The following is a 23,580-nucleotide window of genomic DNA, read 5'->3' as shown; positions in this document are numbered from 1 at the left end:
CACCCTCAGAGCAGCCCCGCCGCGCCCAGCAGGTACTCCGTCATCGGCTCGTAGAAGCGCGGGTCCAGTACGTGGTCGTCGAGCGGGATCGTGACCTGCATGGTGCCCTCGGCCTCGCCGATGAAGAGGGCGGGGTCGTTGCAGTCGGCGTACCCGATGGAGTCGATGCCGCGCTGCCCGGCCCGTCCCGCCCACCCGTGGTCGGCCACGACCAGGTCCGGCTGCACGTCGAGCCGGTCCAGGATGGCGTTCATCGGCTCCGGCGAGTGCGTGTGCCACAGGCTCGCGCCGCGCTCGAAGACGGCGACGTCCGCGAACTGCACGACGTACCCCTCGTCGGCCGTGAGCCCGCCGGGGATCCGCACGACGTCGCACCCGGCGGCGCGCAGCGCGGCGGCGGTCCTGCTGTGCACGTCGAGCAGCGCCCCGGGGTGCCCGGTCGCGAACAGCACGCGCTGCCTCCCGGCGGCGGCCTTCCGCAGCCGCGCCGCCGCGCGCTCCAGCCCGTCGACGGTGAGCTCGGGATCGATGGTGTCCTGACCGGCCCGGTGCGCCGGGTCGTCGTTCACGCCGCACCGCTCGGCCATGACGGCGAGCACGTCCTGCTCGTCCGTCCACCGGTCGCCGAGCTCCAGCCCGAGCCAGTAGTGGCGGTCGCCGTTCGCGAGCTTGCGGTAGTGGGAGAGGTTGTTGTCGCGGGGTGTGGCGACGTCTCCGGCGATCCGGGTGCGGACGAGGTGCTCGACGAGGGCGGCGCGGCTGGGTATCGGCATGCCCCCCATTCTGCCGCCCGCCGCCCGCGGTGGCGGCGCCATTCCGTCGGGTGGACGGCGCGCGGCGGCGGTGGCCGCGTTCAGGAGCGGCGTGGCGGCCTGCCCAGCGTCACCGTGCGCAGCACCCACTCCACGGGGCCGTGGGAGTAACGCCGCATCAGCCGGGCGCTGAGGAACAGCTGGGCCGCGTACACGGCGAGGGCCACGGCGCACGCGACCGCCGCGCCCGTACGGCCGTACAGGCCGAGGCCGTACCCGGTGAAGACCAGCGCCAAGACCAGCGACTGGGACAGGTAGTTGGTGAGCGCCATCCGGCCGGCGGGCGCGAGCCACGCGGCCACGCGGGCGCCGCGCGGCGTGGTGAACCAGAGCATCAGCGCGCTCACGTAGGCGGCGGTGAGCATCGGGGCGGCGGCCATGCCCAGGGCGAAGCAGACGACCTCCCAGCGCTCCGGGAGGGGTGTCACGGTGCCCGCGGCCATGAGGAGACCGCCCGGCAGGCCCACGGCGAGGCCGATGGCGCGGGTGCGCCGCAGCCGGGCCGGGTCGACGACGCCGCCCGTGAGCAGGCGTCGCTTGCCCGCCCCGCAGCCGACCAGGAAGGCGGCCACGATCGAACCGCCCATGAGCAGCAGCGCGCCCATGGCCTCGGGCCAGGTGGCGAGGTGGGCGCCGATGACGTCGGCGGCGCCGCCGCGCATCTCCTCGGCGATCCGGGCGGCTTCCCGGGTGGCGTCGGCCGTGGCGGACGGGTCGGGGGTGTACGCGGCCGCGGCCAGCGCGCCGACGAGGACCAGCAGGACCACGGGCACGGCGTAGAACCAGCGCGCGGCCCGCCACAGGCGCTCGGGGGGCGCGTTGCGCGCGGCGAGCAGGATCAGCCCCAGCACGGCGTACATGGTGAGGATGTCGCCGCTGTACAGCAGCGCCATGTGCGCGGCGCCGAGCAGCAGCAGGCCGGTCAGCCGGCGCAGCATGCGGGGGACGAAGGCCGCGCCCGCCCGCCGCGCCGACTCCATCTGCAGGGTGAAGCTGTACCCGAAGAGGAAGGAGAACAGCAGGTAGAACTTGGTTTCGAAGAAGGCGATGACCAGCCAGTGCGCCACGAGGTCGGCGCCGGCGACGGCCGGGTCGACCGCCGTGCGGCCGTAGGTCCCCGACAGCACCAGGACGTTCACCAGGACGATGCCGCCGAGCGCGAAGCCGCGCAGCGCGTCGACCTCCGGCACGCGCCGTCCGGTGTCCCCCTGTCCCGCCACCGGCTGGGTGGCGGTGCCCGCCTGTTCCCCCGTCACGCCATGCCCCCGTCGTCCGTTCGGTCAACCCCGGCGACGAGCATGTCAGTCGGGGGGCCGCGGCGGCATCACACCTGGGCAGGACCGGCCTCTCCGACCTGGGGTGGAGGGGTACGGCGGGGCCTCACCCGTCAGTCCTCCGGCTCCCAGCGCAGCAGGTCCCCCGGCTGGCAGTCGAGCGCCTCGCAGAGGGCGGCGAGCGTGGCGAAGCGGACCGCCTTGGCGCGGCCGTTCTTGAGGACCGCCAGGTTCGCGGGGGTGATGCCGACGCGCTCCGCGAGTTCGCCCACGGACATCTTGCGCCTGGCCAGCATCACGTCGATGTCGACGGTGATCGGCATCAGATGACCTCGGCCAGTTCGGCCTGCATCCGCGTCGCCTGGGCGAGCAGCATCCGCAGGACGAGCACGATGAGCGCGACCCCCAGGGCGGCGTGGCTGACCCCGCAGACGAGGAGCACGATGCCCGGCGCGACGGCCTCGCCCGGGGCCAGGACGACCGCGAGGGCGAAGACCAGCAGGGCGGCCGCCACGAAGGCGCCGGTCACGACGTCCACGTACCGGAAGGCGGCGTGCGAGAACACCGTCCCGCGCCGCACCATCGTCACCAGGCGCCACACGCAGACCAGGACGACCTGGAACGTCACGGCCCCCAGGAACATGATCGCGAGGAGCGGAGCGCGCAGGTACGCGTACTCCGGGTTCAGCTGCCTCAGGTCGATGGCCAGCAGCGGCACCATCACCGCCTCGACGAACACCGATCCGGCGAGCAGCGCCACGAGCACGGCACGCAGCGCGAGCACGGTCAGCTTTCCCATCGCTCCTCCTTTTATCGAGCAACGATGGGAATCTATCGAAATTCGATAGACCGGGCAAGCGCCCGGCCCCGGGCCCGGCCCCTCACTCCGCCGAGGCCGACGCCGACGCCGGCACCGACGCCAGCGCCCCGAACGCCCCGTGCGCCAGCCGCCGCAGCAGGGACTCCGCCTCCGCGCGGCCCAGCACCCTGCTGCCCGCGGAGGCGGAGCCGAGGTGCGGGGTGGAGTTCAGCAGGCCGAACACCGCGTGGACCGTCGCCCGGGCCTCGGCCTCCGGCGGCGCGGGGTACAGGCGGCGCACCACCGCCACCCACAGTTCGACGTACTGGCGCTGGAGCTGGCGCACCCGTTTGCGGTCCGTGTCGCGGAGGCGGTCCAGCTCCCGGTCGTGCAGGGTGATCAGCGGGCGGTCGTCGAGCGCGAAGTCGATGTGGCCGTCGATGAGCGCGCCGAGCAGGGCCTCGGGGTCGCCGTCCGACTCCTCCACCCGCTGCCGGCCGCCGTCGAGCAGCCGCTCGCTGATGCCGACCAGCAGTTCCGCGAGCATCGCGTCCTTGCCGGGGAAGTGCCGGTACAGGCCGGGGCCGCTGATGCCGACCGCCGCCCCTATCTCGTCGACGCCCACACCGTGGAAGCCGCGCTCGGCGAAGAGGCGGGCGGCCTCCTTGAGGATCTGTTCGCGGCGCGTCGGGGCGTCGGTCCTGGTGCTCATGGGATTGATTCTAGACAACGCGGTTAGCGGTCGTTAACCTGATGGACATACGTTAACGCTCATTAACTGGGGGCATGATGCAGCAGGCACCCGTGCTGACCAGCGCGGCTGATCCCGCCTCCGCGGCCTGGCAGGCCAACGAGGCCGCGCACCGCGAGCTCGTCGAGGATCTGCACGCCCGGCTGGCCGCCGCGCGGCTGGGCGGCGGTGAGAAGGCCCGGGCGCGGCACACCGCGCGCGGCAAGCTGCTGCCGCGCGAGCGGGTGGACACGCTGCTGGACCCGGGGTCGCCGTTCCTGGAGCTGGCACCGCTCGCGGCGAACGGGATGTACGACGACCAGGCGCCGGCCGCGGGCGTCATCGCCGGCATCGGGCGGGTCAGCGGCCGCGAGGTGGTGGTCGTCGCGAACGACGCGACCGTCAAGGGCGGCACGTACTACCCCATGACGGTGAAGAAGCACCTGCGCGCGCAGGAGGTGGCGCTGGAGAACCGGCTGCCGTGCGTGTACCTGGTGGACTCGGGAGGCGCCTTCCTGCCGATGCAGGACGAGGTCTTCCCCGACCGCGAGCACTTCGGGCGCATCTTCTACAACCAGGCCCGCATGTCGGGCGCCGGGATCCCGCAGATCGCCGCCGTCCTCGGCTCCTGCACGGCCGGCGGCGCGTACGTCCCCGCGATGAGCGACGAGGCCGTGATCGTGCGGAACCAGGGCACCATCTTCCTGGGCGGCCCGCCGCTGGTGAAGGCCGCCACGGGCGAGGTCGTCACGGCCGAGGAGCTCGGCGGCGGCGAGGTCCACTCCCGGATCTCCGGGGTGACCGACCACCTCGCGGAGGACGACGCGCACGCGCTGCGGATCGTGCGGAACATCGTCGCGACCCTGCCGGAGCGCGCCCCGCTGCCGTGGTCCGTCGAGCCGGTCGAGGAGCCGAAGGTCGATCCGTACGGGCTGTACGGCGCGGTGCCGGTCGACCCGCGCACCCCGTACGACGCCCGGGAGGTCATCGCGCGGATCACCGACGGATCGCGGTTCCAGGAGTTCAAGGCGGAGTTCGGGCAGACGCTGGTCACCGGGTTCGCCCGGATCCACGGCCACCCGGTCGGGATCGTCGCCAACAACGGCATCCTCTTCGCCGAGTCCGCCCAGAAGGGCGCCCACTTCATCGAGCTGTGCGACCAGCGCGGCATCCCGCTGCTGTTCCTGCAGAACATCTCCGGCTTCATGGTCGGCCGGGACTACGAGGCGGGCGGCATCGCCAAGCACGGCGCGAAGATGGTCACCGCCGTCGCCTGCACGCGCGTGCCGAAACTGACGGTGGTGGTCGGCGGCTCGTACGGCGCGGGCAACTACTCGATGTGCGGCCGGGCGTACTCGCCCCGCTTCCTGTGGATGTGGCCGAACGCCAAGATCTCCGTCATGGGCGGCGAGCAGGCCGCCTCCGTCCTCGCCACGGTCAAGCGCGACCAGCTGGAGGCACGCGGCGAGCAGTGGCCGGCGGAGGACGAGGAGGCTTTCAAGGCCCCGATCCGCGGCCAGTACGAGCGGCAGGGCAACGCCTACTACGCGACGGCCCGGCTGTGGGACGACGGTGTGATCGACCCGCTGGAGACCCGCCAGGTGCTGGGTCTGGCCCTGACGGCTTGTGCCAACGCGCCCCTGGGTGACCCCCAGTTCGGCGTCTTCCGGATGTGAGGGTGGGATGTTCACGACTGTTCTTGTCGCCAACCGGGGCGAGATCGCGGTACGCGTGATCCGTACGCTGCGGGCCCTCGGTATCCGCTCGGTCGCCGTCTTCAGCGACGCGGACGCCGACGCCCGCCACGTACGGGAGGCCGACACGGCCGTACGCATCGGACCGCCCGCGGCGACCGACAGCTATCTGCGCGTCGACCGGCTCCTGGAGGCCGCCGCCCGCACCGGCGCCGAGGCCGTCCACCCCGGGTACGGCTTCCTCGCCGAGAACGCCGCCTTCGCCCGGGCCTGCGAGGACGCCGGACTCGTCTTCATCGGGCCGCCGGCCGAGGCCATCGCCCTGATGGGCGACAAGATCCGGGCCAAGGAGACGGTGAAGGCCGCCGGCGTCCCCGTCGTCCCCGGCTCCTCCGGGAGCGGGCTCAGCGACGAGGAACTGGCCGCCGCCGCCCGCGAGATCGGCATGCCCGTCCTGCTCAAGCCCTCGGCGGGCGGCGGCGGCAAGGGCATGCGCCTCACGCGCGTGGAGTCGGCCCTGATGGACGAGATCGCGGCGGCCCGGCGCGAGGCGCGCGCCTCCTTCGGCGACGACACGCTCCTGGTCGAGCGGTGGATCGACCGGCCGCGGCACATCGAGATCCAGGTCCTGGCGGACGGCCACGGCAACGTCGTGCACCTCGGCGAGCGCGAGTGCTCCCTCCAGCGCCGCCACCAGAAGATCATCGAAGAGGCGCCGTCCGTCCTGCTGGACGAGAAGACGCGCGCGGCAATGGGCGAGGCGGCGGTCCAGGCGGCCCGCTCCTGCGGCTACCGCGGCGCGGGCACGGTCGAGTTCATCGTCCCGGGCGGTGACCCCTCCTCCTATTACTTCATGGAGATGAACACCCGCCTCCAGGTGGAGCACCCGGTCACCGAGCTGATCACGGGCTTGGACCTGGTGGAATGGCAGCTGCGCGTCGCCGCCGGCGAGGCACTCCCCTTCGCCCAGGAGGACATCACCCTCACCGGGCACTCCATCGAGGCCCGCCTCTGCGCGGAGGACCCCTCCCGCGGCTTCCTCCCCTCCGGCGGCACGGTGCTGGCGCTCGACGAGCCGCAGGGCGACGGCGTACGCACCGACTCGGGCCTGAGCGAGGGCACCGAGGTCTCCAGCCTGTACGACCCGATGCTGGCGAAGGTCATCGTCCACGCCGCCGACCGCCCCACCGCCCTGCGCAAGCTCCGCGCCGCCCTCGCGGACACCGTCACCCTCGGCGTGCCGACCAACGCCGGGTTCCTGCGCCGGCTGCTCGCCCACCCGGACGTCGTCGCGGGCGACCTCGACACGGGGCTGGTGGAGCGTGAGGTGGACGGCCTGGTTCCGGAGGGTGTCCCGGAGGAGGTGTACGAGGCCGCCGCGGCGGTACGGGAGGCCCGGCTCCAGCCGCGGCCCGACGCCACCACCGGCTGGACCGACCCGTTCTCGATGCCGAGCGGCTGGCGCCTCGGAGGAGAACCCGTGCCGGTCACCCACTGGCTTCGCGTAGCGGGAGCCGAACCCGTCACTCACCGGACCCGGGGTCAGGCGCACGTCACCGAGGACCGGGTCACGGTCACCCTCGACGGCCTCACCCACACCTTCCGCCGTGCCGGAACCTGGCTCGGCCGGGACGGGGACAGCTGGAACGTCCTGGACCACGACCCCGTCGAGGCGTCCTTGAGCCGCGCCGCGCACGCGGGGGCCGACTCGCTCACCGCGCCCATGCCGGGCACGGTCACCGTCGTCAAGGTCGCCGTCGGCGACGAGGTCACCGCCGGTCAGGGACTCGTCGTCGTGGAGGCGATGAAGATGGAGCACGTCATCTCCGCCCCCCACGACGGCACCGTCGCCGAGCTCGACGTCACCCCCGGCACCACCGTCGCCATGGACCAGGTGCTGGCCGTCGTCGTCCCGAGGGAGGAATCATGACGACCGGAGCCGTTCCCGAACCCGGGGCACTGCCCATGACCGTCCCCGCCCCCGGGCTGCCCGCCCGCGTGCGGATCCACGAGGTCGGCCCGCGCGACGGTCTGCAGAACGAGCAGGGCACCGTCCCCACCGAGGTGAAGGCCGAGTTCATCCGGCGCCTCGCCGCCGCGGGGCTCACCACCGTCGAGGCCACCAGCTTCGTCCACCCCAAGTGGGTGCCCCAACTGGCGGACGCCGAGCAGTTGTTCCCGCTCGTCCGCGAGACCGGCGTCCGCCTGCCGGTCCTCGTGCCGAACGAACGCGGGCTGGACCGGGCGCTGGCGCTCGGGGCGCGGGACGTCGCCGTGTTCGCGAGCGCCACCGAGTCGTTCGCGAAGGCCAACCTCAACCGCACCGTCGACGAGTCGCTCGACATGTTCGCGCCGGTCGTCACCCGCGCCATAGAGGCGGGCCTGTCGGTGCGCGGGTACCTCTCCATGTGCTTCGGCGACCCGTGGGAGGGCCCCGTCCCCGTCGAGCAGGTCGTCCGGGTCGCCCGCCGCCTGAAGGACATGGGCTGCGACGAGCTGAGCCTGGGCGACACCATCGGCGTGGCCACGCCCGGCCACGTGGGGCGGCTCCTCACGGCCCTGAACGAGGCGCAGGTCCCCACCAGCGCCCTCGCCGTGCACTTCCACGACACGTACGGCCAGGCCCTGGCCAACACGCTGGCCGCGCTGCAGCACGGCGTGACGACGGTCGACGCCTCGGCGGGCGGCCTCGGCGGCTGCCCGTACGCCAAGTCCGCCACCGGCAACCTCGCCACCGAAGACCTCGTGTGGATGCTCCACGGCCTCGGCATCGACACCGGGGTCGACCTCGGCCTGCTCACCGCCACCAGCGTGTGGCTGGCCGGACACCTGGGCCGCCCGAGCCCCTCCCGTACCGTCCGCGCCCTCGCCGGCGCGGACGCCTCCCACAAGGAGTGACCGACCCATGTCCCTGGACCACCGGCTCTCACCGGAACACGAGGAACTGCGCCGTACCGTCGAGGAGTTCGCCCACGAGGTCGTCGCCCCGAAGATCGGGGACTTCTACGAGCGCCACGAGTTCCCGTACGAGATCGTCCGCGAGATGGGGCGGATGGGCCTGTTCGGCCTGCCCTTCCCCGAGGAGTACGGCGGCATGGGCGGGGACTACCTCGCGCTCGGCATCGCGCTGGAGGAGCTGGCGCGCGTCGACTCGTCGGTCGCCATCACCCTGGAGGCGGGCGTCTCGCTCGGCGCGATGCCGGTCTACCGCTTCGGCACCGAGGAGCAGAAGCGGGAGTGGCTGCCGCGGATGTGCAGCGGCGAGATCCTGGGCGCGTTCGGGCTGACGGAGCCGGGCTGCGGCTCGGACGCGGGCGGCACCCGTACGACGGCCGTGCGCGACGGCGACGAGTGGGTCGTCAACGGCAGCAAGTGCTTCATCACCAACTCCGGTACGGACATCACCGGCCTGGTCACGGTCACCGCCGTCACCGGCCGCACCCCGGAGGGCAAGCCGCTGATCTCGTCGATCATCGTCCCGTCCGGCACGCCGGGCTTCACGGTCGCCGCGCCGTACTCGAAGGTGGGGTGGAACGCCTCGGACACCCGCGAGCTGTCCTTCTCGGACGTCCGCGTCCCGGCGGCGAACCTGCTGGGCGAGGAGGGCCGCGGGTACGCGCAGTTCCTGCGGATCCTGGACGAGGGCCGGATCGCCATCTCGGCGCTCGCCACCGGCCTCGCGCAGGGGTGCGTGGACGAGTCGGTGAAGTACGCCAAGGAGCGCGTGGCGTTCGGGCGGCCCATCGGCGACAACCAGGCCATTCAGTTCAAGCTCGCGGACATGGAGATGCGGGCCCACATGGCCCGGATCGGCTGGCGCGACGCCGCCTCGCGGCTCGTGCACGGTGAGCCGTTCAAGAAGGAGGCGGCCCTGGCGAAGCTGTACTCGTCGACGGTGGCGGTGGACAACGCCCGGGAGGCCACCCAGATCCACGGTGGCTACGGCTTCATGAACGAGTATCCGGTCGCCCGCATGTGGCGGGACTCGAAGATCCTGGAGATCGGCGAGGGCACCAGCGAGGTGCAGCGCATGCTCATCGCCCGGGAGCTGGGCTTCTCGGCCTGAGCCGGTCTCCGCGAGCAGCGCCTGCCACCGTAGCCTGACCCCTCGGACGAAAACCGGGGGGAACAGGTGCATTTCGAGGCCGCTGTCCACATCATCGGCGTTCTGGCGCTCCCGATCGGCGTCGTGGCCCTGGTCACCTGGATGGTGGTCAGGGCCACGGCGGGCCACCCCTGGGCGCGTGCCGGGGTCCTCCTCGCGCTGGGCACGGGGCTGCTCTACCTCTGGGGCCTGGCGGGCCTGTTCACCTTCGACCGCCAGGAGTTCTGCACGCTGTCGCGAGGCCAGGAGTTCGCCCCCGACGAGGCCGGCCCGGACTCGCTGCTGCCGCTCTCGGCCCGGTGCAACGCGTCGTACGACCTGGTCCCCGGCTATGTGAACCCGGGCCTCGCGGTGGGGGCGGTGGGCACGGTGGTGTGCGTGGTGCTGGCCGTGCGTCAGAAGGTGCGGCAGGGGCGCGTGACGGGCTATGTGGCGGGGGCCACTCTGGACAACGGCTGAGGTTAGGCTAACCTACCCTCGAACTTGCCCAGTGGCCGAAACCGGCCGTACGAAAGCGATCCGCCATGCCCAGCAACGCACGAGCCACCCAATTCACCCGTCGCGGTCTGCTCGCCGCGGGCGGCGCCCTCGGGCTCGGCGCCGCGCTCGTGGCCTGCGGCGGCAAGGACGCGAAGAAGGACGACGCCAAGGGCGGCGCCGCCAAGTCCGGCCCCTTCACCTTCAAGGACGACCGCGGCCAGACCGTCGAGCTGAAGGCCGCCCCGAAGAACATCGTCGCCTTCACCGGCATGGCCGCCGCGCTGCACGACTTCGGCGTCGAGGTCAAGGGCGTCTTCGGCCCGACGTACGTCGAGGACCCGAAGACCAAGAAGCGCGTGCCCGACGTCCAGGCCGGCGACCTCGACATCAACAAGGTCGCGGTCATCGGCAACGTCTGGGGCGAGTTCAAGATCGAGGAGTACCTCAAGCTCCAGCCCGAGCTGCTCATCACCGACATGTGGGAGAAGGACCAGCTCTGGTACGTCCCGGACGAGCAGAAGGCCAAAATCCTCAAGGTCGCGCCGGCCGTCGCCCTGTGGGCCGCCGACGCCACCATGCCCAAGGTGCTCCAGCGCCACGTCGACCTGGCCGAGGCGCTCGGCGCCGACGTCAAGGCGAAGAAGGTCCAGGACGACAAGGCCCGCTTCGAGAAGGCGGCCGCCCGGCTGCGCCAGGCCGCCAAGGCCAAGCCGGAGATCAAGGTCCTGATCGGTTCGGCCGCCGCCGACACGTTCTACGTCTCCGACCCGGCCCGCCCGTCCGACACGCTCTACTTCAAGGAGCTGGGCGTCAACCTGGTCGCGCCGACCAAGCTGGACGAGGGCGGCTGGTTCCAGAGCCTCAGCTGGGAGGAGGTCGACACGTACAAGGCCGACATCATCCTCCTGGACAACCGTTCCTCCCAGCTCCAGCCGGAGGCCCTGAAGTCCAAGCCGACCTGGGGTCAGCTGCCCGCCGTCAAGGCCGGCCAGGTCGTGCCGCGCGTGACCGAGCCCATCTACTCGTACGCCAAGTGCGCCCCCATCCTGGAGGACCTCGCCAAGGCGATCGAGAACGCCAAGAAGGTGGCCTGACCCGATGACGACAGCCGAGACCGCCGCCGTCCCGTTCCGCTTCTTCGCCCTGCGGGTCGCCCGGACGCGGCGGCTCGGCCCGTCGCTCGTCCGCGTCACCTTCACCGGGGCGTCGGAGGACGCGCTGAAAGGTTTCGCCTCCGGCGGACGCGACCAGTCGCTCTCCCTCTTCCTGCCGCACCCCGGCCAGCCGGAGCCGGTCCTGCCGCCGCTCGACACCGAGGACCTGTACGCGGTCCTCGGCGCCTGGCGGGCCATGGACGACGACGTACGGGCCGTCATGCGCTCGTACACCGTGCGGGAGCAGCGCCGGGAGGCGGGTGAGGTCGACATCGACTTCGCCCTCCACGAGGACGGCGGTCCGGCGTGCCGCTGGGCCCAGCAGGCGTCCGAGGGCGACCGCGTGGTCGTCCTCGGCCCCGCCGTCGCCGACAACACCGGCGTGCGCTTCCGGCTCCCCGAGGACGCCGACGAGGTGCTGATCTGGGGTGACGAGACGGCGCTGCCCGCCGCCTCCGCCATCCTGGAGTCACTGCCGGCGGGCCTGCGGGCGCGGGTCTGGCTCGAAGTGCCGTACGCCGCCGACCGCCTGGAGCTCGCGACGAAGGCGGACGCGACCGTCACCTGGCTCGTACGGGAGGAGGGCGCGCCCGCCGCCGTCGACGCCGTCCGCGCCGCCGAGCTGTCCGGCTCGTCGCCGTACGCCTGGATCGCGGGCGAGTCGGGATCGGTCAAGGCGCTGCGCCGCCACCTGGTGAACGAGCGCCGGATCGACCGCCGCCGCGTGACGTTCGTCGGTTACTGGCGCAAGGGCATGAGCGAGGACGCGCTGCGCGAGGTCCCGGAGACCTCCGAGGACGAGGCGTAGGCCGACCCACCCCGCCACGGCGGCTTGCGTCCGGGAGGATCCCCGGGGCGGGCCGCCGTGGCGTAGCACTGCCCCGCGGCGTAGCACTGCCCCCGCGGCCGGCCCGCGCCGCACACACCCGGCGGCGACCCGCGCCGCACACGCGCCCCGGATGGGGCAACAACTGCGCCCGGTGCGCTTTCTGAGGCCCTTGTGGCCGTTGGTATTTCAACTGAGGTTAGGCTAACCTTACTAACCACACGGTTCCTCGCCCTCCTGTCCCCTGAGGGCCGATCAAGTCCCCGTACCCGGGAGGACATTCCATGCGCTCGCACCTGCTCAATGACGCAACCGCCGAGCAGTACCGGCGTTCCGTCACCGAAGGAGTCGAGCGGGTGGCGAACCGACTCGCCTCCACCCGGCGGCCGTTCACCGGCATCACGCCCGACGAGCTGGCCCCGCAGATCGCGGCGGTCGACCTCGACCAGCCGCTCGGCGACGCCACCGCCGCCCTCGACGAGCTGGAGAGCGTCTACCTCCGCGACGCCGTCTACTTCCACCACCCCCGTTACCTGGGCCACCTCAACTGCCCGGTCGTCATCCCGGCCGTCCTCGGCGAGGCTGTCCTCTCCGCCGTCAACTCCTCCCTCGACACCTGGGACCAGAGCGCCGGCGCCACCCTCATCGAGCGCAAGCTGATCGACTGGACGAACAGCCGCATCGGCCTCGGCCCCGCCGCCGACGGCGTCTTCACCAGCGGCGGCTCGCAGTCCAACTTCCAGGCCCTGCTCCTCGCCCGCGAGGAGGCCAAGACGGACGACCTGGCGAAACTGCGCGTCTTCACCTCCGAGTGCAGCCACTTCAGCGTCCAGAAGTCGGCCAAGCTCCTCGGCCTCTCCCCGCAGGCCGTCGTGTCCATCCCGACCGACCGCGACAAGCGCATGCAGTCCGTCGCCCTCGCCGCCGAGCTGGAGCTGTGCGCCGCCCAGGGCCTGACGCCCATGGCGATCGTCGCCACCGCCGGCACCACCGACTTCGGTTCCATCGACCCGCTCCCCGAGATCGCCGAGCTGGCCGCCCAGTACGGCGCCTGGATGCACGTCGACGCCGCGTACGGCTGCGGCCTGCTGGCCTCCCCGACCCGCCGCGGGCTCCTCGACGGCATCGAGCGCGCCGACTCCGTCACGGTCGACTACCACAAGTCCTTCTTCCAGCCGGTCAGTTCCTCGGCCGTGCTCGTACGGGACGGGGCGACGCTGCGCCACGCCACGTACCACGCGGAGTACCTCAACCCCCGGCGCACCGTCGAGGAGAAGATCCCGAACCAGGTCGACAAGTCGCTCCAGACGACCCGCCGCTTCGACGCGCTCAAGCTGTGGATGACGCTGCGCGTCATGGGCGCCGACGGGGTCGGGCAGCTCTTCGACGAGGTCTGCGACCTGGCCGCCGCCGGCTGGGACCTGCTCGCCGCGGACCCGCGCTACGACGTCGTCGTCGAGCCGTCGCTGTCCACCCTGGTCTTCCGCTACGTCCCGGACGCCGTCACCTCCCCCGCGGAGATCGACCGCGCCAACCTCCACGCCCGCAAGGCGCTGTTCGCCTCGGGCGAGGCCGTCGTCGCCGGTACGAAGGTCGGCGGCCGTCAGTACCTGAAGTTCACCCTGCTCAACCCCGAGACGACCGTGCACGACATCGCCGCCGTCCTCGACCTGATCGCCGGCCACGCCGAGCAGTACCTTGGAGAGAACCTTGTCCACGCCTCGTGACATCCACGACTTCATCGGTATCGGACTGGGTCCGTTCAACCTCGGCCTCGCCTGCCTCACCGAGCCGATCGACGAGCTGAACGGCGTCTTCCTGGAGTCCAAGCCGGACTTCGAGTGGCACTCGGGGATGTTCCTCGAAGGCGCGCACCTCCAGACGCCGTTCATGTCGGACCTGGTCACCCTCGCCGACCCGACGTCGCCGTACTCCTTCCTCCAGTACCTCAAGGAGAACGGCCGGCTGTACTCGTTCTACATCCGCGAGAACTTCTATCCGCTGCGCACCGAGTACAACGACTACTGCCGCTGGGCCGCCGCGAAGCTGAGCAGCATCCGGTTCGACACGACGGTCACGACGGTCGAGTACGACGACGAGGCCGGCCTCTACACGGTCCGCACCGAGGGTGGCGAAACGTTCCGCGCGCCCCGCCTCGTCCTGGGCACCGGCACCCCGCCGTACATCCCGGAGTCCTGCCAGGGCCTCGGCGGCGACTTCATCCACAACTCGCGCTACCTCCCGAACAAGGAAGCGCTGCAGAAGAAGAAGTCGATCACGCTCGTCGGCAGCGGCCAGAGCGCCGCCGAGATCTACTACGACCTGCTGAGCGAGATCGACGTCCACGGCTACCGGCTGAACTGGGTCACCCGCTCCCCGCGGTTCTTCCCGCTGGAGTACACCAAGCTCACGCTGGAGATGACGTCCCCGGACTACATCGACTACTTCCACGCCCTGCCGGAGACCACCCGCTACCGCCTGGAGGCCCAGCAGAAGGGCCTGTTCAAGGGCATCGACGGCGAGCTCATCGACGCGATCTTCGACCTGCTGTACCAGAAGAACCTCGGCGGCCCGGTCCAGACGCGCCTGCTCACCAACGCGTCGCTGAACTCGGCGTCGTACGAGAACGGCACCTACACCCTCGGGCTGCGCCAGGAGGAGCAGGGCAAGGACTTCGAGCTGGAGACCGAGGGCCTGATCCTGGCCACCGGCTACAAGTACGTCACCCCCGCCTTCCTGGAGCCGGTGCGCGACCGCATCCGCTGGGACGGGCAGGGCCGCTACGACGTCGCCCGCAACTACTCCATCGACACGACCGGCCGCGGCATCTTCCTGCAGAACGCCGGCGTGCACACCCACTCGATCACCAGCCCCGACCTGGGCATGGGCGCCTACCGCAACGCGTACATCATCGGCGAGCTGCTGGGCTCCGAGTACTACCCCATCGAGAAGTCCATCGCGTTCCAGGAGTTCGCCGTATGAGCACCACCAGCACCCTCAGCACCACCCGGTCGGTCGGGAGCTTCTCCTTCCGGCCGCTCGACCCCCTCGCCGACGCCGAACTGGTCCACGGCTGGGTGACCCACCCCAAGGCGTCCTTCTGGCTGATGGCCGAGCACTCCGTCGCGGACGTGCAGCGCGACTACGCGGCCATCGCGGCCCACCCGCACCACGACGCCTTCATCGGCCTCCACGACGGCGAGCCCGCCTTCCTCATGGAGCGGTACGACCCCTCGAAGGTCGAACTGGTCGGGCTGTACGACGCCCGGCCCGGCGACGTCGGCATGCACTTCCTGGTCGCGCCCAGCGACGTCCGGATCCACGGCTTCACGCGCGCCGTCATCACCGCCGTGATGGCGGAGCTCTTCCGCGACCCGGCGACGGAGCGGGTCGTCGTCGAGCCGGACGTCGCCAACAAGGCCGTCCACGCGCTCAACGAGGCCGTCGGCTTCGAGATCGTCGAGAAGATAGCCAAGCCGGAGAAGGACGCCTACCTCAGCGTCTGCACCCGCGAGCAGTTCTTCGCCGCCGTGGGAGCCGCCCGATGAGCACCACGCACCCCATGAACCCCGTCGCGCACCTCACCCCCGAGCGCTGGGCCCAGGCCAACCGCCAGCTCATCCGCAAGGGCCTCGCCGAGTTCACCCACGAGCGCCTGCTCACCCCCGAGCCGCTCGGGGAGGACCGCTACCGCGTGCGCACCGACGACGGCACGGCCGAGTACCGCTTCAACGCCCGCCGGTACGCCCTGGACCACTGGCAGGTGGACGCCGACTCCATCAGCCTCCACCGGGACGGCGAGGAGCTCCCGCTCGACGCGCTGCGCTTCATCATCGAGCTGCGCGGCTCCCTCGGCCTGAGCGACGAGATCCTCCCGGTCTACCTGGAGGAGATCTCCTCCACCCTCTCCGGCACGGCCTACAAGGCGACCAAGCCGCAGGTCCCCGCCGCCGAGCTCGCCAAGGCCGACTTCCAGGCCGTCGAGACGGGCATGACCGAGGGCCACCCCTGCTTCGTCGCCAACAACGGCCGGCTCGGCTTCGGCATCGACGAGTACCACGCGTACGCCCCCGAGGCCGCGAGCCCTCTGCAGCTGGTGTGGCTGGCCGCGCGCCGCGACCGCACCACCTTCACGGCGGGCGCGGGCATCGACTACGAGGCCTTCATCCGCGCCGAGCTGGGCGACGCCACCGTCGACGGCTTCGCCAAGACCCTCGCCGACCTGGGCCTGGACTTCGCCGACTACCTGCTGATGCCGGTGCACCCCTGGCAGTGGTGGAACAAGCTGTCCGTCACCTTCGCCGCCGAGATCGCCCAGCGGCGGCTGGTCTTCCTCGGCGAGGGCGACGACCGCTACCTGGCCCAGCAGTCGATCCGCACCTTCTTCAACACCAGCGACCCGGCCAAGCACTACGTGAAGACGGCCATCTCCGTCCTCAACATGGGCTTCATGCGCGGCCTGTCCGCCGCGTACATGGAGGCCACCCCGGCCATCAACGACTGGCTGGCCACCCTCATCGCCGGCGACGACACCCTCCAGTCCGTCCGCTTCTCGATCATCCGCGAGCGCGCGGCGGTCGGCTACCGGCACCTGGAGTACGAGGCCGCCACCGACCGGTACTCGCCGTACCGCAAGATGCTCGCCGCGCTGTGGCGCGAGAGCCCGGTGCCGACGATCGCCGAGGGCCAGCGCCTCGCCACCATGGCGTCGCTGCTCCACGTCGACCACGCGGGCGCGTCGTTCGCGGGCGCGCTGATCGCCGAGTCGGGGCTCGCGCCGACCGAGTGGCTGCGCCGCTACCTGGACGCGTACCTGCTGCCGATCCTGCACACCTTCTACGCGTACGACCTCGCGTGGATGCCGCACGGCGAGAACGTCATCCTCGTCATCGAGGGCGGCGCGGTGCAGCGCGCGATCTTCAAGGACATCGCCGAGGAGATCGTGGTCATGGACCCGGACGCGGTGCTGCCGCCGGCGGTCGAGCGCATCCGGGTGGACGTGCCGGACGACACGAAGCTGCTGTCCGTCTTCACGGACGTCTTCGACTGCTTCTTCCGCTTCCTGAGCGCCACGCTCGCCGCCGAGGGCGTCCTGGAGGAGGACGACTTCTGGGGCACGGTCGCCGCGTGCGTGAAGGCGTACCAGGCGTCGAAGCCGGAGCTGGCGGAGAAGTTCGCGCAGTACGACGTCTTCGCGGACGAGTTCACGCTGTCCTGCCTCAACCGGCTCCAGCTGCGCAACAACAAGCAGATGGTGGACCTGGCGGACCCGTCCGCCGCGCTGCAGTTCGTCGGCACGCTGAAGAACCCGCTGGCGCGGTTCGCGTAACGGGACCAGCCGGCGCCCGGGGGTACGGTCCCCCCGGGCGCCGGCTCATCTCCTACTCCGTCCGCCACTCCACCTGTGGCGACCGGTAGAAGTCGATCCCGAGGGCCGCCAGGCGCGGCCCCTGTCCCGCGAGCCGCTGCCGGTACGCCTCCCAGTCGTGCGAGGCGGCCGGGGACCAGCCCAGCTCCGCCGCGCCCAGCACGCGCGGGAACGCCATCCGGTCGATGTGCGCGCTCGACGCGACGGTCTCGGTCCACAGCGGCGCCTCGACGCCCGCGACGGCGCCCGGCGGGACGCCCGGGAGGTAGCTCCCCGGGTCCCAGTCGTAGGAGCGCCGCACCTCGACGTACCCGGCCCAGGACAGGCCGAGCGGGGTGTCCTTGGTGTACTTCATGTCGAGGTAGAGCCGGTCGGCGGGCGACAGGACGATCCCGGTCCCGCCGCGCGCGGCGGCCGCCACCCGCGCCTTCTCGGCGTCGCTCGTCCGGTCCAGGCCCCAGTACTGCACGAGCGCGCCCTTCGCCGGGGTCGCGCCGGCCAGCTGGTGCCAGCCGATGACGGTCTTGCCGTACTTCGCCACGACCGCCTGCGCCCGGTCCATGAAGGCGACGTAGTCCGCGTGGCCGGTGGAGTGGGCCTCGTCGCCGCCGATGTGGACGTAGCGGCCGGGGGTGAGCGCGGCGAGCTCGCGGACGACGTCGTCCACGAAGTCGTAGGTGATGTCCTTGCCGACGCAGAGCGAGCTGAAGCCGACGGCCGTGCCCGTGTAGAGCGGTGGGGCGACGCCGTCGCAGTTCAGCTCGGCGTACGAGGCGAGGGCGGCGTTGGTGTGGCCCGGCATGTCGATCTCGGGCACGACCTCCAGGTGGCGGGAGGCGGCGTACGCGACGATGTCGCGGTACTGCTCCTTGGTGTAGTGGCCGCCGGGCCCGCCGCCGACCTGCGTGGAGCCGCCGTAGGCCGCCAGGCGCGGCCAGGAGTCGACGGCGATGCGCCAGCCCTGGTCGTCGCTCAGGTGGAGGTGCAGCGCGTTGACCTTGTAGAGGGCGAGCTGGTCGATGTAGCGCTTGACCTGCTCCACGGTGAAGAAGTGCCGGGAGACGTCGAGCATCGCGCCCCGGTACGCGTACCGGGGCGTGTCGACGATGGTGCCGCCCGCGACCGTCCAGGGCCCGGGCTGCCGCGTGTCGCTCTCCACCGCCGCCGGGAGCTGCTGGCGCAGGGTCTGCACGCCGTGGAAGAGCCCGGCGGGCGTGCGGGCGGTGAGGACGACGCCCTGGCGCCCGGACTCCATCCGGTAGCCCTCCTCCCCCAGCTCCTGCTCGCCCCGGCTCAGCCGCAGCCGGATGCCGCCGCGCCCCTCGCCGTCGTCGTCGGCGACGGGCAGCGCGAACCCGGTGGACGGCCGCAGCGCCTCCGCGAGGTACGCGGCGACGCGGCGCGCCTCGGGTGAGCCGTCGTCGGCGTGGACGCGGGTGCGGGCGGTGAGGGTGTACGGGCCTCCCGAGGGGCGTACGGAGGCGGGTACGGGCACGATGTCGCCGAGCGGCCGCACGGCGGGCGCGGCGGCGGACGCCCCGCCGGGCGCGGCCCCGGCCCCCGCGACCCCGGCGGCCACGACGAGCAGCAGCGGTCCGAGGAGCCTCAGGCGAGGGCGGGAGCGCGGGCGAAGGCGGGGGCGGGGGCGGGAGCAGAGGCGGAGGAACGTTGAATGCTGTCTCACGAGCTGGTCCCTTCGACGGGTGTCGCACGGGCGTCGCAACCGTGGAGCCGGGCAGCCGCACCGGGCGTGCCCCATGCCAGAATCGACCTCCCGGCGGAAATCATCCAGAAGCACGGCACTGGAGTTTCGACGGGTACGTCATAGGCGGCGTGCCGGGGCCGACACGAGCGTGGAGCTGCTGCCGACCGACTGTGGTTTTCCGTCGATCATGAAGGTCCTGCCCGATATCGGGCAGAAATCTTGCGAAGGCACCCCCTCAGCCCTCAGTATCTACGGGTGCTCGAACGCCGCCCGTCGCATGACGACCTCATCGACCACCTGGTCCGCAGCACCGCGCTCCAGCGCGGTGAGGCCGCCCGGGTGGTGCTCGACGTGCTGGCGTACTTCGACGAGACGACCGAGGAGTTCGTCCGCCGCCGCCACCGCGAACTGCAGTCCGGCGGCGAAGTGAACTCCGCGATCTTCGAGCGCATCGCGGCCGAGCTGCCGCACCGCGCCGTGGCGCCTCCGGAGCTCTCGCTCCGGCAGCTGCGCCGCATCGTCTACGGCTGACGGCTGGTCCAGAGCCGGGCACACCCGCAATCACTCGGAGGGGCAGAACTTTATGTGCGGAATTGTCGGTTATATCGGTAAGCGCGATGTGGCTCCGCTGCTGCTGGAGGGTCTGGCACGGCTGGAGTACCGGGGCTACGACTCCGCGGGCATGGTCATCACCAGCCCCAAGTCGCCGGGGCTGAAGATGGTCAAGGCCAAGGGCCGGGTCCGTGACCTGGAGGCCCGCGTCCCCAAGCGCTTCACCGGCACCACCGGCATCGCCCACACCCGCTGGGCCACGCACGGCGCCCCGAGCGACATCAACTCGCACCCGCACATGGACCCCGAGAACAAGGTCGCGGTCGTCCACAACGGCATCGTCGACAACGCCGCCGAGCTGCGCGCCAAGCTCGAGGCCGACGGCGTGGTCTTCGCCTCCGAGACCGACACCGAGGTCCTCACCCACCTGATCGCCCGCTCCCAGGCCGAGACCCTGGAGGAGAAGGTCCGCGAGGCGCTCAAGGTCGTCGAGGGCACGTACGGCATCGCCGTCATGCACGCCGACTTCAACGACCGCATCGTCGTCGCCCGCAACGGCTCGCCGGTCGTCCTCGGCATCGGCGAGAAGGAGATGCTGGTCGCCTCCGACATCGCCGCGCTGATCGCCCACACCCGCCAGATCGTCACCCTGGACGACGGCGAGATGGCCACCCTGAAGGCCGACGAGTTCCGCACGTACACCACCTCGGGCACGCTGACCACCGCCACGCCCGAGACCGTGGAGTGGGAGGCCGCCTCGTACGACATGGGCGGCCACGACACGTACATGCACAAGGAGATCTCGGAGCAGGCCGACGCGGTGGACCGCGTCCTGCGCGGCCGCATCGACGAGAAGTTCTCCACCGTCCACCTGGGCGGCCTGAACCTCGACGCCCGCGAGGCCCGCGGCATCCGCCGCGTGAAGATCCTCGGCTGCGGCACCTCGTACCACGCGGGCATGATCGGCGCTTCGCTGATCGAGGGCCTGGCCCGCATCCCGGCCGACTCCGAGCCGGCCTCCGAGTTCCGCTACCGCAACCCGGTCGTGGACCCCGACACGCTGTACATCGCCGTCTCGCAGTCCGGTGAGACGTACGACGTGCTCGCGGCCGTCCAGGAGCTCAAGCGCAAGGGCGCCCGCGTCCTCGGCGTCGTCAACGTCGTGGGCTCCGCGATCGCCCGCGAGGCGGACGGCGGCGTGTACGTGCACGCGGGCCCGGAGGTCTGCGTCGTCTCCACCAAGTGCTTCACCAACACGGTCGTCGCCTTCGCGCTGCTCGCACTGCACCTGGGCCGCATCCGCGACCTGTCGGTCTCCGACGGCAAGCGGATCATCGAGGGCCTGCGCAAGCTGCCGGAGCAGATCCAGGAGATCCTCCAGGGCGAGGAGGACATCAAGAAGCTGGCCGCGGAGTACGCGAACGCCAAGTCGATGATGTTCATCGGCCGCGTCCGGGGCTACCCGGTCGCCCTGGAGGCCTCCCTGAAGCTCAAGGAGATCTCCTACATCCACGCCGAGGCGTACCCGGCCTCCGAGCTCAAGCACGGCCCGCTGGCGCTCATCGAGCCCGCGATGCCGACGGTCGCGATCGTCCCGAACGACTCGCTGCTGGAGAAGAACCGCGCCGCGATGGAGGAGATCAAGGCCCGCAGCGGCAAGATCCTCGCGGTGGCGCACGCCGAGCAGGAGAAGGCCGACCACACGATCATCGTCCCGAAGAACGAGGACGAGCTGGACCCGATCCTGATGGGCATCCCGCTCCAGCTCTTCGCGTACCACACGGCCCTGGCCCTGGGCCGGGACATCGACAAGCCGCGCAACCTGGCGAAGTCGGTCACCGTGGAGTAAATCCCCCCGGAGCGATTGCCTCCCGGACAGGGGGCGACCCCCGGCGCGTGCCACCAACGCGCCGGGGGTCGCCCTTTTTCGTACGGCCGGCGTCGCCCTCACACCGGCCTCCGTGGCCCTCTCAGCCCGTGGCCGTCACACCCCGGCTGCGGCCCGCGGCCCTGTTCGACAGCGTCGGCCACTTGGCGACCGTCGCCGTCGCGCCGTACCAGGCCGCCAGGCCCGCCAGCGCGGCGGCCCAGCCGCCGGCCTTGGTCAGGACGCCCGCCTCCGCGAAGGCGCCGACGCCGGACGAGAGCAGCGACAGGAACAGCAGGCCGTACACGCCCTGCCCCATCAGGCCGCCGCCCTTCGCCGAGACGGTCAGCGTGAGCGCCAGGAGCGACCACACCAGCAGGAACAGACCCGATGCCTCCGCCGAGGCCCCGCCGCCGACGGCGGTGCCCCAGGTGAACCAGAAGGCGCCGAGCCCGGCGAAGGCCGTGCCCTCGCCGCCGTTGCCCGCGCGCAGCGCCAGCAGCCCGGTCGCGAACAGCGCGACTCCACCGACCCAGGTGGCGAGCGCCGAGGTGTCGGCCGCCGCGACGTGGTCGATCACACCGGTGTTGCCGAGGCCGAAGGCCAACAGGGTCAGTCCGAGCGCGAGATGGCCGAGAGTGGAGGTGGTGGTGCTCCCCGCAGAGACGTCGTTGTCCACGGCGGGCTCCCTTCGTGAGTGTGCCGAGCACTGGATCCCAGCCATCTGGATATACCCTTCACAAGCGCACAATCCACCTGTGAGCGGGGCTGAATTCCATCGGTACGGAAGGAAGTTGACGCAGCCTCACCAGCGATAACGCCGGGGCAACGGCCGGATTACGACCCGGCCACGGGGTGCGGTCCCGGGGACGGGGAGGGCTACGGGATGACGACGACCGGCCGCTGCGCGCGCCGCGCCAGCCGCCCGGCCACCGAGCCGAAGATCCGCCCGACGATGCCGTGCGTCGAGCCGACCACGATCGCGTCGGCGGAGTACTCCCGGCCGACCTCCTCCAGCTCGTGGCAGATGTCACCGCCGCGCTCGACCAGGATCCACGGCACCTCGGAGAGGTAGTCGGCGCACGCCAGCTCCAGGCCGAGCACCTCGGTGCGGTGATCCGGTACGTCGACGAAGACCGGCGGCTCGCAGCCCGCCCAGACGGTGGTGGGCAGCCGGTTGGCCACGTGCACGATGATCAGTCCGGAGCCGGCCCGCCGGGCCATGCCGATGGCGTACGCCAGAGCGCGCTCACTGGAGGTGGAGCCGTCGAACCCCACGACGACGCCGTGGAGGAAGGCGGGATCGCAGGCGTGGCGCGTCTGGTCCGCCGCGAGGGGGTCGACCGTGGAGTCGGCGACCTGCCTGCGGTCCGCGGGTTCAGGGAATTCGTGACCGGCCATCGGAGTCTCGGCGAAGACAGTCCTCGTGAGAAGGGACGGGGGAACAACGGTAGGCGGCGTGTCCGGGAATCATCTTCCCAACCCCATACCCCCAAGGGTACGGCGACACTCCTGCCCTGCCCAGTGCCCGCCGCCCTGCCCACGGCGCTCACAGGCGTTCCAGGGAGCATGCCCGAGCCCGCCCAGGATGGCAATGCCGGTTGTGCCGTACAGGCGCCCTTTGGACACGGAACGTGACCGCCGGGTGACCTCGCGGACACCCGCCCGTGCCGCGCGCACCCCCGTGCGCGCGCAGTGACCCGAGCTGCGGCCCGTCGTTGGCCCACACGTCCACCCCGCCGCCGCGCCGCCCAGGGAGCCCCTCGTGCCCGTCCCCCCGCCCGTTCCCCCGACCGCGCCCGGAGCCTCCGAGTCGGCGAGCGAGGTGGTGCGCTGGGCCGCCTTCAGCTGCGCCCTGGTCCCCGTGGTCCTCGTCGCCAACGGAGCCCCCCTCGGCGGCGCGGTCAGCACCGCGCTGGGCCTGGCGGCCGTGACCGCCGCCTGCCGGGCGCTGCTGCGCCGCTCGGAGCGGCTCGCCGCCCGCGTGCCGGCGGAGCCGTACGCGCCGTACCGGGCCCGTCACTCCCGCACGGGTACGCGTACGGGTACGCGCACGGGGGCGGGGGCGCACCGGGGAGGCCGTCACGGGGGACGGTGTACGCCCGCGGGCTGAGGGTTTCGCACACCTGCGCCCGTTGGTTTTCAGCCAACTTCGGGGAGGTGGCGAGTCCTTGCCAAAATGGCCTGCCAACCCCCTTGCCACCAGGGAAGAAA

22 protein-coding genes are annotated in these 23,580 nt (G+C 71.7%); 14 read left to right on the top strand and 8 right to left on the bottom strand.

Annotated elements, in window-relative coordinates:
* Positions 1 to 5: 5 nt before the first annotated feature.
* The 5 genes from AC07FJ_RS00315 to AC07FJ_RS00295 all read right to left on the bottom strand — a co-directional run bounded on the left by AC07FJ_RS00315 (position 6) and on the right by AC07FJ_RS00295 (position 3,597).
* Positions 6 to 773, bottom strand: a complete 768-nt coding sequence (locus tag AC07FJ_RS00315) for a phosphatase (protein WP_479043683.1) — start codon at positions 771 to 773, stop codon at positions 6 to 8.
* An 80-nt stretch (positions 774 to 853) separates the two neighbouring features.
* Entirely contained in the window at positions 854 to 2,068 is a 1,215-nt protein-coding gene (locus tag AC07FJ_RS00310) for a DUF418 domain-containing protein (protein ID WP_479043682.1), read from the bottom strand.
* Between the two features lie 131 nt (positions 2,069 to 2,199).
* The gene (locus tag AC07FJ_RS00305) at positions 2,200 to 2,409 is read right to left on the bottom strand and encodes a helix-turn-helix domain-containing protein (RefSeq protein WP_479043680.1); all 210 of its coding nucleotides are present in this window, start codon (positions 2,407 to 2,409) and stop codon (positions 2,200 to 2,202) included.
* Positions 2,409 to 2,885: a DUF2975 domain-containing protein gene (locus tag AC07FJ_RS00300; RefSeq protein ID WP_479043678.1), complete on the bottom strand. Its 477-nt coding sequence runs from the start codon at positions 2,883 to 2,885 to the stop codon at positions 2,409 to 2,411. The genes AC07FJ_RS00305 and AC07FJ_RS00300 overlap by 1 nt, the downstream gene beginning before the upstream one ends.
* Before the next feature lie 82 nt (positions 2,886 to 2,967).
* A complete protein-coding gene (locus tag AC07FJ_RS00295) occupies positions 2,968 to 3,597 on the bottom strand; it encodes an SACE_7040 family transcriptional regulator (protein ID WP_479043676.1) in 630 nt (209 codons plus the stop codon).
* A 77-nt stretch (positions 3,598 to 3,674) separates the two neighbouring features.
* On the opposite strand from AC07FJ_RS00295, the gene AC07FJ_RS00290 reads away from it, so the two are divergent.
* The 11 genes from AC07FJ_RS00290 to AC07FJ_RS00240 all read left to right on the top strand — a co-directional run bounded on the left by AC07FJ_RS00290 (position 3,675) and on the right by AC07FJ_RS00240 (position 17,203).
* Positions 3,675 to 5,291, top strand: a complete 1,617-nt coding sequence (locus AC07FJ_RS00290; protein WP_479045193.1) for a carboxyl transferase domain-containing protein — start codon at positions 3,675 to 3,677, stop codon at positions 5,289 to 5,291.
* A 7-nt stretch (positions 5,292 to 5,298) separates the two neighbouring features.
* Positions 5,299 to 7,239, top strand: a complete 1,941-nt coding sequence (locus tag AC07FJ_RS00285) for an acetyl/propionyl/methylcrotonyl-CoA carboxylase subunit alpha (protein ID WP_479043674.1) — start codon at positions 5,299 to 5,301, stop codon at positions 7,237 to 7,239.
* Complete coding sequence (locus AC07FJ_RS00280) at positions 7,236 to 8,207, top strand: hydroxymethylglutaryl-CoA lyase (RefSeq protein ID WP_479043673.1); 972 nt, start codon at positions 7,236 to 7,238, stop codon at positions 8,205 to 8,207. Before AC07FJ_RS00285 ends, AC07FJ_RS00280 begins: the two co-directional genes overlap by 4 nt.
* A gap of 7 nt (positions 8,208 to 8,214) precedes the next feature.
* Positions 8,215 to 9,375: an acyl-CoA dehydrogenase family protein gene (locus AC07FJ_RS00275; RefSeq protein WP_479043671.1), complete on the top strand. Its 1,161-nt coding sequence runs from the start codon at positions 8,215 to 8,217 to the stop codon at positions 9,373 to 9,375.
* A 66-nt stretch (positions 9,376 to 9,441) separates the two neighbouring features.
* A complete protein-coding gene (locus AC07FJ_RS00270; protein ID WP_479043669.1) occupies positions 9,442 to 9,873 on the top strand; it encodes a hypothetical protein in 432 nt (143 codons plus the stop codon).
* Between the two features lie 65 nt (positions 9,874 to 9,938).
* Complete coding sequence (locus tag AC07FJ_RS00265; RefSeq protein WP_479043667.1) at positions 9,939 to 10,988, top strand: ABC transporter substrate-binding protein; 1,050 nt, start codon at positions 9,939 to 9,941, stop codon at positions 10,986 to 10,988.
* 4 nt (positions 10,989 to 10,992) lie between these two features.
* Positions 10,993 to 11,856: a siderophore-interacting protein gene (locus AC07FJ_RS00260; protein ID WP_479043665.1), complete on the top strand. Its 864-nt coding sequence runs from the start codon at positions 10,993 to 10,995 to the stop codon at positions 11,854 to 11,856.
* Positions 11,857 to 12,158: 302 nt separating this feature from the next.
* Positions 12,159 to 13,601 carry a pyridoxal phosphate-dependent decarboxylase family protein gene (locus AC07FJ_RS00255; protein ID WP_479043662.1) on the top strand — a complete coding sequence of 481 codons (1,443 nt, stop codon included), beginning with the start codon at positions 12,159 to 12,161 and terminating at the stop codon, positions 13,599 to 13,601.
* Positions 13,585 to 14,856 carry a lysine N(6)-hydroxylase/L-ornithine N(5)-oxygenase family protein gene (locus AC07FJ_RS00250; protein WP_479043660.1) on the top strand — a complete coding sequence of 424 codons (1,272 nt, stop codon included), beginning with the start codon at positions 13,585 to 13,587 and terminating at the stop codon, positions 14,854 to 14,856. Before AC07FJ_RS00255 ends, AC07FJ_RS00250 begins: the two co-directional genes overlap by 17 nt.
* Positions 14,853 to 15,422: a GNAT family N-acetyltransferase gene (locus AC07FJ_RS00245; RefSeq protein ID WP_479043658.1), complete on the top strand. Its 570-nt coding sequence runs from the start codon at positions 14,853 to 14,855 to the stop codon at positions 15,420 to 15,422. The genes AC07FJ_RS00250 and AC07FJ_RS00245 overlap by 4 nt, the downstream gene beginning before the upstream one ends.
* Positions 15,419 to 17,203: an IucA/IucC family protein gene (locus AC07FJ_RS00240; RefSeq protein ID WP_479043657.1), complete on the top strand. Its 1,785-nt coding sequence runs from the start codon at positions 15,419 to 15,421 to the stop codon at positions 17,201 to 17,203. Before AC07FJ_RS00245 ends, AC07FJ_RS00240 begins: the two co-directional genes overlap by 4 nt.
* A 52-nt stretch (positions 17,204 to 17,255) precedes the next feature.
* Here AC07FJ_RS00240 and AC07FJ_RS00235 read toward each other — a convergent pair whose 3' ends face one another.
* Positions 17,256 to 18,926, bottom strand: a complete 1,671-nt coding sequence (locus tag AC07FJ_RS00235; RefSeq protein WP_479043655.1) for a beta-N-acetylhexosaminidase — start codon at positions 18,924 to 18,926, stop codon at positions 17,256 to 17,258.
* A 276-nt stretch (positions 18,927 to 19,202) separates the two neighbouring features.
* Here AC07FJ_RS00235 and AC07FJ_RS00230 point away from each other — a divergent pair, with 276 nt between their 5' ends.
* Positions 19,203 to 19,478 carry a hypothetical protein gene (locus AC07FJ_RS00230; RefSeq protein WP_355353671.1) on the top strand — a complete coding sequence of 92 codons (276 nt, stop codon included), beginning with the start codon at positions 19,203 to 19,205 and terminating at the stop codon, positions 19,476 to 19,478.
* Positions 19,479 to 19,530: 52 nt separating this feature from the next.
* Positions 19,531 to 21,348: a glutamine--fructose-6-phosphate transaminase (isomerizing) gene (gene glmS / locus AC07FJ_RS00225; protein WP_361423066.1), complete on the top strand. Its 1,818-nt coding sequence runs from the start codon at positions 19,531 to 19,533 to the stop codon at positions 21,346 to 21,348.
* Between the two features lie 121 nt (positions 21,349 to 21,469).
* Here glmS and AC07FJ_RS00220 read toward each other — a convergent pair whose 3' ends face one another.
* A complete protein-coding gene (locus tag AC07FJ_RS00220; RefSeq protein ID WP_479043651.1) occupies positions 21,470 to 22,045 on the bottom strand; it encodes a GPR1/FUN34/YaaH family transporter in 576 nt (191 codons plus the stop codon).
* A gap of 200 nt (positions 22,046 to 22,245) precedes the next feature.
* Positions 22,246 to 22,767 carry a universal stress protein gene (locus AC07FJ_RS00215; RefSeq protein WP_468290665.1) on the bottom strand — a complete coding sequence of 174 codons (522 nt, stop codon included), beginning with the start codon at positions 22,765 to 22,767 and terminating at the stop codon, positions 22,246 to 22,248.
* Positions 22,768 to 23,131: 364 nt separating this feature from the next.
* Between AC07FJ_RS00215 and AC07FJ_RS00210 the strand changes: the two genes are divergently transcribed.
* Positions 23,132 to 23,479 (top strand): hypothetical protein, encoded by a 348-nt coding sequence (locus tag AC07FJ_RS00210; protein ID WP_479043649.1) that lies wholly within the window; start codon positions 23,132 to 23,134, stop codon positions 23,477 to 23,479.
* The last annotated feature ends 101 nt before the right edge of the window (positions 23,480 to 23,580 follow it).

Source organism: Streptomyces sp. NPDC045998, from assembly GCF_056430285.1.
Note: the sequence above shows the minus strand (reverse complement) of the source record. Positions and strands in the feature narration are given on the sequence as shown.

Coding starts and splice junctions, on each gene's coding strand:
- AC07FJ_RS00280 (WP_479043673.1), top strand. CDS start 7,236: ATGACGACCGGAGCCGTTCCCGAACCCGGGGCACTGCCCATGACCGTC.
- AC07FJ_RS00275 (WP_479043671.1), top strand. CDS start 8,215: ATGTCCCTGGACCACCGGCTCTCACCGGAACACGAGGAACTGCGCCGT.
- AC07FJ_RS00300 (WP_479043678.1), bottom strand. CDS start 2,885: ATGGGAAAGCTGACCGTGCTCGCGCTGCGTGCCGTGCTCGTGGCGCTG.
- AC07FJ_RS00290 (WP_479045193.1), top strand. CDS start 3,675: ATGCAGCAGGCACCCGTGCTGACCAGCGCGGCTGATCCCGCCTCCGCG.
- AC07FJ_RS00265 (WP_479043667.1), top strand. CDS start 9,939: ATGCCCAGCAACGCACGAGCCACCCAATTCACCCGTCGCGGTCTGCTC.
- AC07FJ_RS00285 (WP_479043674.1), top strand. CDS start 5,299: ATGTTCACGACTGTTCTTGTCGCCAACCGGGGCGAGATCGCGGTACGC.
- AC07FJ_RS00305 (WP_479043680.1), bottom strand. CDS start 2,409: ATGCCGATCACCGTCGACATCGACGTGATGCTGGCCAGGCGCAAGATG.
- AC07FJ_RS00245 (WP_479043658.1), top strand. CDS start 14,853: ATGAGCACCACCAGCACCCTCAGCACCACCCGGTCGGTCGGGAGCTTC.
- AC07FJ_RS00215 (WP_468290665.1), bottom strand. CDS start 22,767: ATGGCCGGTCACGAATTCCCTGAACCCGCGGACCGCAGGCAGGTCGCC.
- AC07FJ_RS00315 (WP_479043683.1), bottom strand. CDS start 773: ATGCCGATACCCAGCCGCGCCGCCCTCGTCGAGCACCTCGTCCGCACC.
- AC07FJ_RS00260 (WP_479043665.1), top strand. CDS start 10,993: ATGACGACAGCCGAGACCGCCGCCGTCCCGTTCCGCTTCTTCGCCCTG.
- AC07FJ_RS00240 (WP_479043657.1), top strand. CDS start 15,419: ATGAGCACCACGCACCCCATGAACCCCGTCGCGCACCTCACCCCCGAG.
- AC07FJ_RS00295 (WP_479043676.1), bottom strand. CDS start 3,597: ATGAGCACCAGGACCGACGCCCCGACGCGCCGCGAACAGATCCTCAAG.
- glmS (WP_361423066.1), top strand. CDS start 19,531: ATGTGCGGAATTGTCGGTTATATCGGTAAGCGCGATGTGGCTCCGCTG.
- AC07FJ_RS00255 (WP_479043662.1), top strand. CDS start 12,159: ATGCGCTCGCACCTGCTCAATGACGCAACCGCCGAGCAGTACCGGCGT.